The sequence below is a fragment of the Thalassorhabdus alkalitolerans genome, from assembly GCF_042656525.1.
In the GTDB taxonomy this organism is placed as follows: domain Bacteria; phylum Bacillota; class Bacilli; order Bacillales; family Marinococcaceae; genus Thalassorhabdus; species Thalassorhabdus alkalitolerans.
The window spans coordinates 1-12,756 of sequence record NZ_JBHSOZ010000007.1 but is presented as its reverse complement, the minus strand read 5'-3'; the positions used below and the strand labels follow the sequence as shown (position 1 = coordinate 12,756).

Below are 12,756 nucleotides of genomic sequence, written 5' to 3'. Positions count from 1 at the left end.
CTATATTCAGCTTTTGTTTATTTCTATTGATTCACAGCTTGTCTTAGACGGGCTTTCACAACATCAGGCCCAAGCAATGAGATTGCATGGGGAAGCTCCGGCCCATGTGTCTGCCCAGTAACCGCTACACGAATTGGCATAAACAGCTTCTTCCCTTTCTGCCCGGTTGCCTTCTGTGTTGCCTTCACTGCCTTCTTCACATCTGCTGGTTCAAATCCTTCTAAGGCATCTATTTCCTCAGCAAACTGTTTCATAACTTCCGGCACCTGCTCTTCAGCAAGTACCTCCTTTGCTTCTTCATTATACTCGATTTCTGTTTTAAAGAACAGATCTGTCAATTCTACAATTTCTGCAGCATAATGCATTTGTTCCTGGTAAAGAGCGACCAGCTTCTTAACCCACTCTCGTTGTTCTGTATCCAGTGATTCTGGAAGTTTTCCCGCTTCTTGAAAGTGAGGAACAGCCAGGTCTGTGAGCCGCTCTGTATCCGCTTCTTTTACATACTGATTGTTCATCCAGGCAAGCTTATCTGTATCAAAAACAGCCGGTGCTTTTGATACACGTTCAAGAGAAAATTGTTCAATAAGCTCATCCATAGTAAAAATCTCTTCTTCTCCTACTGGAGACCAGCCAAGAAGTGCCAGGAAATTAACTATCGCTTCCGGCAAATAACCGAGGTTCTTATACTGCTCGACAAACTGCATGATTGATTCGTCCCGCTTACTCATCTTCTGACGATCTGGGTTAAGAATGAGAGAAGCATGAGCAAACTTCGGCTTTTCCCAGCCAAAAGCTTCAAATACAAGAGCCTGGCGAGGAGCATTGGACAAATGTTCTTCGGCCCGGATAACGTGTGAAATTTTCATCAAGTGGTCATCGACTACTACGGCAAAGTTATATGTCGGCACACCATCGCCGCGGGCAATAACGAAGTCGCCAATTCCGTCAGTTTCAAAAGTTACTTCCCCGCGGACAGCGTCATCTATCACCACTTTTTCTCCTTCCTTCACGAGAAAGCGAATAACCGGCTTGATGCCTTTTTCCTCATAATCTTTACGCTGTTCGGCTGTCAAATTCCGATCCCTGCCACTGTACTTGGGTGCCTGGCCTTTAGCGAGTTGTGCTTCACGCTCAGCAGCCAGCTCCTCTTCTGTCATATAGCAATAATACGCTTTTCCTTCTTCAAGGAGCTGTTCTATATATTTTGTATAAACATCCATGCGCTCCATGCTTCGGTAAGGACCATATTCTCCGCCTATATCTACACTTTCATCCCATTCAATTCCCAGCCATTTTAAACTGGCCATCAGCTTCTCTGTGGCAGTCTCCACATTTCTCGCCTGGTCTGTATCCTCTATCCGTAAGATAAACTTGCCGTTTTGGCTGCGGGCAAACAGATAATTAAATAAAGCAGACCTTGCTCCGCCGATATGAAGATGACCTGTGGGGCTTGGAGCAAACCGCACTCTTACTTCTTTTGACATACTTAACACCCTTCCACCTATTCTTTATTTCTAGTGAGCTTATTATTTGCTTACAAGCAACACTACGGCCTGGGAAGCAATTCCTTCTTCCCTTCCTGTGAAGCCAAGCTTTTCTGTCGTTGTTGCTTTTACATTCACTTGGGAAACATCCCCCTCCAGCAGTTCAGCGATTTTCTCTCGCATCCCCTGAATGTAAGGAGCCATTTTCGGCCGCTGGGCCATAATCGTACAATCAATGTTGCCAAGCTCGTAGCCTTGCTTTTTTACAAGCATATATACGTGTTGAAGCAGCTCTGCAGAGTCTGCATCCTTAAACGCTGGATCCGTATCCGGGAAATGCTTTCCAATATCACCTTCACCAATCGCTCCAAGGCACGCATCAGCTATCGTATGCAAAAGTACGTCAGCGTCTGAATGACCTAAAAGACCTTTTTCGTGGGGAATCTCAATACCACCAATGATTAAAGGACGACCCTCCACTAATTGATGAACATCAAACCCTTGTCCTATTCTCACGCTCAGTCTCCTCCCTTCCTTTTCTCAAGAATCGCTTTGGCAATAATTAAATCCTCGGGGGTGGTCAATTTAATGTTATCGTATTCCCCCTCAACGATATGTACCTCTTGGCCGGTAAACTCAACAAGGCTGGAATCATCAGTTCCCTGGTGATTTTTTTCAAGCGCATCTTCATAGGCCCTGACAACAAGCTCATGATGGAAGCCTTGCGGTGTTTGTATGGCCCACAAATTTTCACGAGGAACCGTATCCTTTACTATCATCTCTGCTCCCCGTTTCACTGTATCTTTCACTTTCACACCAAGAACCGAGGCCCCTGTGGATGCTGTCTTTTCCACAAGATCATGTACCCGTTCAATGCTGACAAACGGCCTGGCCCCGTCATGGACCAGCGTTATGCCCCCTTGATTATCTAAGGCTTTCAACCCTTTATACACACTGTCCTGTCGTTCTTTTCCTCCAGGAACAAGTGGTAATATCTTGGTGAAGTGGTAAGAGTCTAAAAGTGCTTTCATTTCCTCTATTTCTTTTTCATTTACTACTATGATGATCTCTTTACACCAGTGATCTTTTTCAAATATAGCCAGAGTATGAACTATCACCGGATCGTCATCTAAAGTAATAAATTGCTTGTTTTTTTCTGCTTTCATACGTTTGCCCTGGCCGGCTGCCGGGACCACTACTTTATATTCCATACTACCTCTCCGTCACAGTTTCCGTCTATTTTAAGGCTCTTCTATGATACACTTGATCAGGCTGGAAAATCAAACGAGAATCATACAAAAACCCTTCTTTTCATGCTTTATCAGATGCCAGTCGAAATAGCAGAAACAGACGATTTTGTAAAAATAAAAAACACCCCCTTCTAATATCCGCCCGTTTGGTCAGGACAGTCTACTAAAAGGCAGTGTCAAGGTCTTCACAAAGCTTTTTCCAGGAGCTTCGGCTTAGCAAAAATCATGCGGCCGGCGCTAGTCTGCAGTACGCTTGTAACCACTACTTCGATTGTTTTACCTATATAGTTGCGGCCGCTTTCTACTACAATCATTGTTCCATCATCTAAATAGGCAATACCCTGGTTCTGCTCTTTTCCATCTTTAATCACTTGAACATTAAGCTCTTCTCCAGGAAGCACTACAGGCTTCACCGCGTTTGCCAGGTCATTGATGTTAAGAACAGGGACTCCTTGGAATTCACACACCTTATTCAAATTAAAATCGTTTGTAACAACCATGCCATTCATCACTTTCGCAAGCTTCACAAGCTTGCTGTCCACTTCCTGGATGTCTTCAAAATCCCCTTCATAAATATGGACTTCAGAGCTTAACTCTTTTTGGATTTTGTTCAAGATATCCAGTCCCCTGCGTCCACGATTTCTCTTCAATACGTCAGAAGAGTCAGCAATATGCTGAAGCTCCTCCAGCACAAATTCAGGAATTACTAACACACCTTCCAAGAAGCCAGTTTGGCATATGTCTGCGATTCTGCCATCAATGATCACACTGGTATCGAGGATCTTAACTTTTGAAAGGTCACTAGGCTGTTCTTCTGAATCCTCTTTTCTTTTTTCCTTAGCTGTCGCTTTGGAGGCAGTAAACAGATTAATTAGTTCCTCTTTCTTTTTAAAACCTACCTGGAAGCCAAAATAACCAAGAAAGAACGAGATAAAAATAGGAAGAACCGTCGTCAGCACAGGAATTTGAATAGTATTTAAAGGAATGATAATCAAATACGCCACAATCAAACCAAATGCGAGACCTGTTGTTCCAAATAACACGTCTGTTACAGGGGCCTTTACAATCGTTTCTTCCATCAAACGCATAACATTCACGATATAATCAGCCAGCCAAAATGTCAGAAGATATAAAATCAAAGCACCGAGAACAGCTCCTGCATAAGGACTTTCTAACCAAGCAGGCGCATCAGTTGTAAGAAAAGATATAAGTTCAGGAATAAATAAAAAACCTAGTGCGCCGCCAACAAGTATAAAGAACAACTGTACAATCCATCTTAACATTTTTGGTTCACCTCCCTTTCCTTATTATAGACAAATCTCCTATTTTGAAACCTATGAAACTCAAATTCACACGAACTTACAGAATGTAAAGGGACTGCTCTTTCATCGTAATAAAATATAACACAATTGTCAATTTCAAACATTCCATTATATATTTACCAATCAGAAGAAGTCAAGTAACAACACTCCCCCTTTTCACTTCCCTTAAATATGGCGGTCTATAAACAACTGCTCTTGTATCCTGTTTAGTCCTTCTTTTATTTTTCTGGCCCTGGCTTCACCAATTCCCTCTACCTCATCTAGTTCTGCAATAGAGGAAACCATGATTTTGTTTACCCCCTCGAACTCTTTTACAAGGTTTTCAATAATAGAAGCAGGGAGCCTCGGAATTTTGTGTAGGATACGGTAACCGCGGGGAGAAACAGAATGCTCCTGGTGATTGACCTGCCTAGGATAACCAAGAAGCTTAAAGATGATGGAATCATCAAGGAGTTCTTCGTTTGAAAGTTTCTGCATTTCCTTCAATATATCCTTTGCGATTAAAGTCTCATTTTTGACGTAATCCTTAATTAGGTATACAGCCTCTTCTTCTATGTTGGAAACTAATTCGTTTAGCTGCATTGTAATTAAGCGACCTTCATTTCCAAGTTCACTAATGTAGTTAAGTATTTCGTTTTTTATGCGAAGAACCATTTCAACACGGTGAATGACCTGGGATACATCCTGAAAGGTAACAAGCTCTTCAAACTCTAAAGCCCCTAAGTTTGTTATGCTTTGATCTAACACCACTTTATACTTCTCTAATGTTTGAATTGCCTGGTTAGCTTTTGTTAAAATCATGCCCATATCTCTTAATGAATACCTCTCATACCCTTTATACAAGGTGATAACATGTCGTCGCTGAGAAATGGAAATAACCAGCCCGCCTGTCTGCCTTGCGACACGTTCAGCCGTTCTGTGCCGAATCCCTGTTTCAGTTGAGGTAATACCGTTATCTGGTACAAGTTGTGTATTTGCATATAGAATTTTTTTGCCGTCCTGACTTAAAATAATTGCTCCATCCATTTTAGCCAGCTCATACAGATAAGCAGGTGAAAATTCACAATTAATATAAAAACCGCCGTCTACAATTGACTTCATTTCGTCGGTGTACCCTAACACAATAAGTCCGCCTGTTTTTGCCCGAAGAACATTATCTATTCCTTCTCGCAGGGGTGTGCCGGGAGCAACATAGTGCAAGACGTTTTCCATTACATTGTTTTTCTTTTTGTCAGTCATGCTGCAGCCTCCCTCTTCTTCCCTTTTCCTTTTGTGCGCACGGCATTAAAGCTTTTGGCCGCTTATTTTTCCTTCCTGTTTACCACGGCCTCTGGTTTCCTTCAGAGGTTACCTGAATAGCTTCCTCTAAGGTAGAAACCCCTACAACTTCAATTCCCTCTGGTATTGTCCAGCCTCCCATGTTTTTTTGAGGGATAATGGCTCGTTTAAAGCCAAGTTTAGCTGCTTCACCGACTCGCTGTTCTATCCGGGATACGCGGCGGATCTCTCCTGTCAGGCCGACTTCTCCCATTACCACGTCAGTCGGGCTGGTAACCTGGTCTCTAAAGCTGGAAGCAACACAAATAGCTATCGCCAGGTCTACAGCAGGCTCATCTAGCTTAACTCCTCCTGCCACGTTTAAAAACGCATCCTGGTTCTGCAGCAAGAGTCCGACTCGTTTTTCTAAAACTGCCATTAATAAAGATACTCTGTTATGATCAACACCAGTTGCTGTTCTCTTTGGATTTGCGTAGCTTGATGGGGAAACCAGGGCTTGCAGTTCCACCAGCACCGGCCTTGTGCCCTCCATGGAGGCCGCTACAATAGATCCCGCCACTCCTTTAGAGCGTTCCTCCAGGAAAATTTCCGATGGGTTTTTGACTTCTACCAGTCCATGCTCTTTCATTTCAAAGATCCCAATCTCATTTGTTGAACCAAAACGGTTCTTTACTGCTCTTAAAATCCTGTAAGTATGGTGTCTCTCTCCTTCAAAGTAAAGGACTGAATCCACCATGTGCTCTAACAGCTTTGGTCCTGCAATGCTTCCCTGCTTTGTCACATGTCCAACAATAAAGACCGCAATTCCTCTTGTTTTTGCAATTCTCATAAAGGATGAGGTAGTTTCTCTTACTTGAGACACGCTTCCTGGGGCAGAAGTTATTTCAGCCTGGTGAATGGTCTGTATAGAGTCAATGACCACCATGTCTGGTTCCACTTCATCAATTGCCCGTTCTATATACTCCATATCTGTCTCTGCCAGCACAAACAATTTATCAGCTTGAATGGTTAACCTGTCTGCCCTAAGCTTTGTCTGCTTTACAGATTCTTCACCTGAAATATAAAGTACTTTATGATCCTGAGCTGCCAGAATCGCAGACATTTGAAGAAGAAGAGTAGACTTTCCGATCCCCGGATCTCCTCCTACTAAAACAAGAGATCCTGGTACAATCCCTCCTCCTAATACCCGGTTGAGCTCCATGATAGAAGTATTAATTCTCGCTTCTCTTTCGCCTGATATCTTGGTTATGGACTGGGGCTTTTGCCTTTTGCCGTCTGTGCCGCTCCCTAACCCTGTCCGGGAAGCTCCTTGCTTTTTCTTGTCTTCAATTTCTTCAACCATCGTGTTCCAGTTTTGACAGCCTGGGCAACGCCCCATCCATTTGCTGGATTCATAACCGCATTCTTGACAAATAAACTTGGTTTTTATTTTTGCCATACCTAACCCTCACTTTATTATATGTATCCTGTAATCTATTTTACCACGCCCTCACAAAATTCCTTGAGAGATAAACTTCCCCCATTATATCCAGTACCTGTTTTAATTTGCCCTTTCCTTCCATGAGAAAAAGAGCTAAGTATGTAATAGAAAAGCCGGGAGAGTATCTCCCGGCTTTAAAGGTGGTTATGCGTTAGCTTCTGACTCTGACTTGGTCACCACGATAAACTCTCCATCTTGTACATCAATGATGGCTTTTCCGCCTTTTTCAATATTTCCTCGAAGTACTTCTTCAGATAAACGATCTTCCACTTGCTTTTGAAGCGCCCGGCGAAGGGGACGTGCTCCATATTCCGGGTCGTACCCTTCATCTGAAATTTTGTCTTTTGCCGCATCTGTTAATTCAAAGCTGATCCCGTATTCCGCCAGTCGTTTTCTAAGCTGTTCCGCCATCAGGACAACAATTTCCTTGATGTGTTTCTTTTCCAGGCTGTGGAAGACGATAATTTCGTCGATACGGTTTAAGAACTCAGGCCGGAAAGCATTTTTCAATTCTTTCATAACCTTATCTCTCATATCCGCATGCTCTTCATCACCAGATTGTGTGGCAAAACCTACATATTTATTTTGTTTTAAGGCGCTTGCTCCTACGTTAGAAGTCATAATAATTGCCGTATTTCTAAAGTCCACTCTTCTTCCTTTAGAATCTGTCAGGAAACCGTCTTCTAATACTTGAAGAAGGATATTGAATACTTCGGGATGAGCTTTTTCAATTTCATCCAAAAGAATGACAGAATATGGTTTACGGCGAACCTTCTCAGTAAGCTGTCCTCCTTCTTCATATCCTACATATCCTGGTGGTGAACCAACAAGCCGGCTTGTTGAATGCTTCTCCATATACTCAGACATGTCGATTCGAGTAACTGAGTCTTCATCGCCAAACAAAGTCTCAGCTACAGCACGAGCTAGTTCCGTTTTCCCTACCCCTGTTGGTCCTAAGAAAATAAATGAACCAATCGGACGCTTTGGATCCTTTAAGCCAGCACGAGCTCTACGCACGGCCTTGGAAATCGCTTTAACAGCTTCCTCCTGACCAATCACACGATTATGAAGGATTTCCTCCATACGAAGGAGACGCTCTGTTTCTTCTTCAGCAAGCTTGGAAACAGGTATACCTGTCCAGCTGGCCACTACCTGGGCAATATCTTCTGTTGTAACCTCTGTATTTTCTTGTCCTTGCTTTTCTTTCCACTCGTCTTTCATTTGCTCAAGCTCTTCACGAAGATGCTGTTCACTGTCTCTTAAAGAAGCAGCTTTTTCAAATTCCTGGCTCTGCACCGCTGCATCTTTTTCCTTGCGGGTTTCTTCCAGCTTCTGTTCGAGCTCTTTTAAGTTAGGAGGGGCTGTATAAGAGCGCAAACGAACTTTCGACCCTGCTTCATCAATAAGGTCAATAGCTTTATCTGGTAAAAAGCGATCTGGAATATAGCGGTCAGAAAGCTTGACAGCTTCTTTTATCGCTTCATCAGTAATTGTTACCCGGTGATGAGCTTCATAGCGGTCTCGAAGGCCGATTAAAATCTGGGTAGACTCTTCCAATGTTGGCTCATCAACCTGGATTGGCTGGAATCTCCGCTCAAGAGCAGCATCCTTTTCAATGTATTTACGGTACTCATCCAACGTAGTGGCTCCGATACATTGAAGCTCTCCACGAGCAAGAGAAGGTTTAAGAATATTCGAGGCATCAATCGCTCCTTCTGCTCCCCCGGCACCAATCAGGGTATGGAGCTCATCAATAAACAAGATAATGTTGTTTGCCTGACGAATTTCTTCCATCACCTTTTTTAAACGGTCTTCAAACTCCCCGCGGTATTTAGTACCGGCAACTACCGTACCCATATCAAGGGTCATGACTCGTTTGTTACGAAGAATTTCTGGAACCTCGTTAGAGATAATAGCCTGGGCAAGCCCTTCAGCTATCGCTGTCTTCCCTACTCCAGGCTCACCAATAAGGACAGGGTTGTTCTTCGTCCGTCGGCTTAATACCTGGATCACTCTTTCAATTTCTTTACTGCGTCCGATAACCGGATCTAACCCTTCTTCTTTCGCTACCGCAGTCAAATCTCTTGCCAGACTGTCCAGGGTAGGTGTATTCGCATTAGCAGAGCTTGCGCCGGACGGCTGCTGGTGGCTGCTGCTTGATGCTTCGTTGCTTCCAAGCAATTGAAGCACCTGCTGTCTCGCTTTGTTCAAGCTGACACCTAAATTATTTAACACCCGTGCAGCTACACCTTCTCCTTCACGAATAAGACCAAGCAAGATATGCTCTGTTCCTACATAGGAATGACCAAGCTTTCTTGCTTCATCCATGGAAAGCTCGATGACTTTTTTTGCACGTGGAGTGTAATGAATGGTTTTTGACCCTTCTTGCCCAGTGCCTATTAAAGCTTCCACTTCTTTTTGGATTTGCTCTGAGCCAAGGTTTAGGGCTTGCAGGGCTTTTGCTGCAATTCCTTCTCCTTCGCGGCATAAACCAAGCAGAATATGCTCTGTTCCAATATTATTGTGTCCAAGTCGGATAGCTTCTTCTTGTGCAAGTGCAAGTACTTTTTGAGCGCGTTCTGTAAATCGTCCAAACATCATGATACGGACACCTCCATTTTAAGTACTAATCATTTGTTTCTTCTAATTTTAGTCGTTCACGAATCAAAGTAGCTCTGCGGATGTCCCGTTCATTGGCTGAGAGAGTCTCTCCTGCAAACTGCTGCAGGAAACCAGGCTGTGTCAGAATCATGAGTTCATTAAGAATATTACCCGTTATTCCTTCAATTAAATCCAGGTCTATCCCTAAACGCAAATCAGACAACCGTTTTGCTGCTTCCTTGGATTCTATGATTCTGCTGTTACTAAGGATCCCGTAAGAGCGGAACACCTTATCTTCTATTTGGACCCGCGAAGATTGAAACAGTCTCTCTCTGGCTGCTCTTTCATGCTGTATGACCTGCATGACCACTCCCCTCAGGTCTTCGACTATATCCTCTTCAGACTTTCCTAATGTCATTTGGTTTGATATTTGAAAAAGGTTACCTAAAGCTTCGCTGCCTTCTCCGTAAATTCCTCTTACGACAAGGCCGAGCTGGTTAATAGCCGGCAATATCCTGTTTAACTGTTTAGTCATTACCAACGCAGGTAAATGCATCATTACAGAGGCTCTCATCCCTGTGCCTACATTCGTAGGGCAGCTTGTAAGATAACCCCTTTTTTCATCAAATGCATAGGTAACCTTTTCTTCTACCCAGTCGTCCAATCCTCCTGAAAGGACTAGACCTTCACTTAACTGAAAGCCTGGAAATAAGCATTGAAGTCGCAAATGATCTTCTTCATTAATCATAATACTAATGGATTCATCTTCACTCAGCATGACGGCTCCATGGATCGAGCTTTCCGCTAAATGAGGGCTGATAAGATGTTTTTCAACCAGCACTTTCTTTTCATTGCTCGATAAGTCTTCCATTTTAAGAAGTTCAAGTTCACCTAAGGAACTGTACCCCTCTTTTCCAAGCTCAGAAGATAAATAGTTCAGCAGTGTTCTTGCAGAATCTTCGTTGGCGATAATAGGAAAAGGATAGTCTTCCAGGTTTCTCGCCAATCGAAGTCTCGTGCTTAATACTATATCTGCATCAGGGCCCTTTTGATTTTTCATCCAAGGACTGATGGCTTCTGAGAAAAAACGTTGAAGCGACATCATTCCCCCTCCCCTTTATCTTGAATGCTTTTTTCAAGTTCCCGTATTTTATCCCGGATCTCTGCTGCTTCTTCAAACTCCTCGCTAGCTATATACTGGCGCATCTTTTCTCTCAGATCATCTATTTGCCTGCTGAGTTTTAAGCGCCCGCCGATGCGTTTAGGAACCTTCCCTGAATGCAAATGATTGCCACTGTGCACTCTTTTAAAGATGGGGTCAAGCTTTTTATCAAACGCCTGGTAACAGTAGGAACAACCAAACCTTCCTTTTTTGGCAAAGGTTTCATAATTCATGCCGCACTTATTACAAACCAGCTGTCTTGGACGCCGGGTTTGAGTGGATGAACTTGAAGACTTAGGAGGCTCAAAATTCAGCAGACCCGATAACAGGTCCTGAATAGAGTAATTCGGTACATACATTGATTCTCCTTTTTCTTTTGCACACTGGTCACAGAGATGAACCTCGGTTTTTTTTCCATTTATAATATTCGTAAAGTGAAGTGAGGCTGTTCTTTCCTGGCATTCCTGACAGAGCATATCCATTCCTCCTCCCCGTTTTGGCGCCTTACTCTCTATATTTCAAGCTTTTCAGCATAGCCTTTAAAATATTTGCCCGCAAAAGGTCGCGCTGGACCGACTGGGATAATGCCAGCACCTCACGCTGTAAGGCTGATATCATTAAGTTAGCCTCTCGTTTTGTGATAACTTCTTCCTCGTACAAACGCTTCACTATACTTTCGGCAGATCCCTGGTCAATTCCTTTTCCGATCAAATCAATAATTTGGTCGCACAGTTCAGCATGGTCGGCAGGCTTCACTTTAATGATCCGGATATATCCGCCGCCTCCGCGTTTGCTTTCGACAATATAGCCTTTTTCCACAGTAAAGCGAGTCCCGATGACGTAATTAATCTGGGAAGGCACGCAGTCAAATCGCTTTGCTAATTCACTTCTTTTAATTTCAATTAGATCCTGGTCACTTTGGGTGAGGACAGCTTTTAAATACTGTTCAATTATGTCTGATATATTCCGCATCCCAGTGACCTCCCTTCTCCCTGGCTCGATATTGACCTTGACTATATTTGACTATAAATATAGTACAAATAATTTGAAAATGCAAGTAGAACCCCTCTTTATTATGCCCAAAAAAGGAGCTCTTTCATTCTCATGCTTTTTCTATTCTTAGTTCATGTATGCCATCACATTCTTGAATTGCTTCGTAAACATGAGCTTGATGAACCTCTTTTTTTCGTTCTATTTCAATTTTATACGCCAATAAGGCTGTTTCGTCTCCTGTCACCTCTTCCATGTTTATTTTGTTTATCTCAACGTCCAGCACTTCTAAAGAATAAATGACTTGCGACAGCTTGTTTTCCTTTCGGTTTGCCTGCAGATATATAACTTCAAATTGTGAAGGCTTCTTAAAAAAACGATCTACTTTTGAAAGGTAACGCAGGCTGATAATGACAATACCTGTGGTTAGTAACGCAGCAAAATACATTCCTGAGCCTGCGGCCAAACCTATTCCTGCGACCACCCAAATGGAAGCAGCCGTTGTTAATCCCCTGACTGATGCACCTTGGACAATAATTGTGCCCGCTCCAAGAAACCCTATTCCGCTTATGACATAAGAAGCCAAACGGGAAGGGTCAAAAGTAACCAGTTCAGGATTTTCTTCCATATATGGCTGAAATCCAAATAACGCCAATAACATAACAAGAGCAGAGCCTACTCCTACTAAAAGGTGAGTCCGAAAGCCTGCATTTCTATGTTTTTGCTCTCTTTCCAGCCCTACTAAACCAGCGAGACTTGCAGCAAATAATAAGCGCAAGCTCATCACAACATAATCATTATTGAGCCATTCAGCTTCCATCTACACCCTACCCCCTCTTTGCAAAAGCACACCAAACCTATTTCTCTTTGTATTTGTCTTTAAACCTATTTTCAGGTTCTTTCATATTTTCCTCTTTGCTTTACGTAACTCCTTCATCTTTCACTTTGTAATTAGTTCCCAACTCTCGAAAAGAAGATAATTTTGATTATCTACTCTATGGGAGACAAGGAAGAGAAATGCATGTAAACTCGAAAGGAGATACCAACAATTCATCCCCAGACAAAAGAACGCAAAAAAAAGCACCCATGTTGTGGGTGCTTTTAGAGTTTGCCTGGCAGCGTCCTACTTTCACAGGGAGTTGCCCCCCAATTATCATCGGCGCTGAAGAGCTTAACTTCCGTGTTCGGC

General features: G+C 43.0%; 11 protein-coding genes, 1 rRNA gene and 1 other annotated feature (1 of these 13 only partly in view). All 12 genes read right to left on the bottom strand.

From position 1 onward, the window contains the following. Position 1 (bottom strand) — a binding site (T-box leader); it reaches 225 nt to the left of the window's first position. 22 nt (positions 2 to 23) lie between these two features. After that, complete coding sequence (gene gltX, locus ACFPU1_RS13295) at positions 24 to 1,484, bottom strand: glutamate--tRNA ligase (protein WP_385942004.1); 1,461 nt, start codon at positions 1,482 to 1,484, stop codon at positions 24 to 26. Between the two features lie 42 nt (positions 1,485 to 1,526). After that, positions 1,527 to 2,000 (bottom strand): 2-C-methyl-D-erythritol 2,4-cyclodiphosphate synthase, encoded by a 474-nt coding sequence (gene ispF, locus ACFPU1_RS13290; protein WP_054637145.1) that lies wholly within the window; start codon positions 1,998 to 2,000, stop codon positions 1,527 to 1,529. Between the two features lie 2 nt (positions 2,001 to 2,002). Next, entirely contained in the window at positions 2,003 to 2,695 is a 693-nt protein-coding gene (gene ispD / locus ACFPU1_RS13285) for a 2-C-methyl-D-erythritol 4-phosphate cytidylyltransferase (protein WP_385941999.1), read from the bottom strand. Positions 2,696 to 2,919: 224 nt separating this feature from the next. Then, complete coding sequence (locus ACFPU1_RS13280) at positions 2,920 to 4,017, bottom strand: PIN/TRAM domain-containing protein (protein WP_385941996.1); 1,098 nt, start codon at positions 4,015 to 4,017, stop codon at positions 2,920 to 2,922. Between the two features lie 204 nt (positions 4,018 to 4,221). Next, the gene (gene disA, locus ACFPU1_RS13275; RefSeq protein ID WP_054637147.1) at positions 4,222 to 5,295 is read right to left on the bottom strand and encodes a DNA integrity scanning diadenylate cyclase DisA; all 1,074 of its coding nucleotides are present in this window, start codon (positions 5,293 to 5,295) and stop codon (positions 4,222 to 4,224) included. Between the two features lie 79 nt (positions 5,296 to 5,374). Further along, entirely contained in the window at positions 5,375 to 6,772 is a 1,398-nt protein-coding gene (radA, locus tag ACFPU1_RS13270; protein WP_385941992.1) for a DNA repair protein RadA, read from the bottom strand. Positions 6,773 to 6,958: 186 nt separating this feature from the next. Then, positions 6,959 to 9,415, bottom strand: coding sequence for an ATP-dependent protease ATP-binding subunit ClpC (gene clpC, locus ACFPU1_RS13265; protein WP_385941989.1), 2,457 nt, complete (start codon positions 9,413 to 9,415; stop codon positions 6,959 to 6,961). Between the two features lie 25 nt (positions 9,416 to 9,440). Then, positions 9,441 to 10,517, bottom strand: a complete 1,077-nt coding sequence (locus tag ACFPU1_RS13260; RefSeq protein WP_385941986.1) for a protein arginine kinase — start codon at positions 10,515 to 10,517, stop codon at positions 9,441 to 9,443. Then, entirely contained in the window at positions 10,517 to 11,053 is a 537-nt protein-coding gene (locus tag ACFPU1_RS13255) for a UvrB/UvrC motif-containing protein (protein ID WP_385941984.1), read from the bottom strand. The genes ACFPU1_RS13260 and ACFPU1_RS13255 overlap by 1 nt, the downstream gene beginning before the upstream one ends. Before the next feature lie 28 nt (positions 11,054 to 11,081). Next, a complete protein-coding gene (locus ACFPU1_RS13250; protein WP_385941981.1) occupies positions 11,082 to 11,549 on the bottom strand; it encodes a CtsR family transcriptional regulator in 468 nt (155 codons plus the stop codon). A gap of 130 nt (positions 11,550 to 11,679) precedes the next feature. After that, positions 11,680 to 12,387, bottom strand: coding sequence for an MgtC/SapB family protein (locus tag ACFPU1_RS13245; RefSeq protein ID WP_385941978.1), 708 nt, complete (start codon positions 12,385 to 12,387; stop codon positions 11,680 to 11,682). 290 nt (positions 12,388 to 12,677) lie between these two features. Further along, a 5S ribosomal RNA gene (gene rrf, locus ACFPU1_RS17100) occupies positions 12,678 to 12,756 on the bottom strand; the annotation flags it as partial.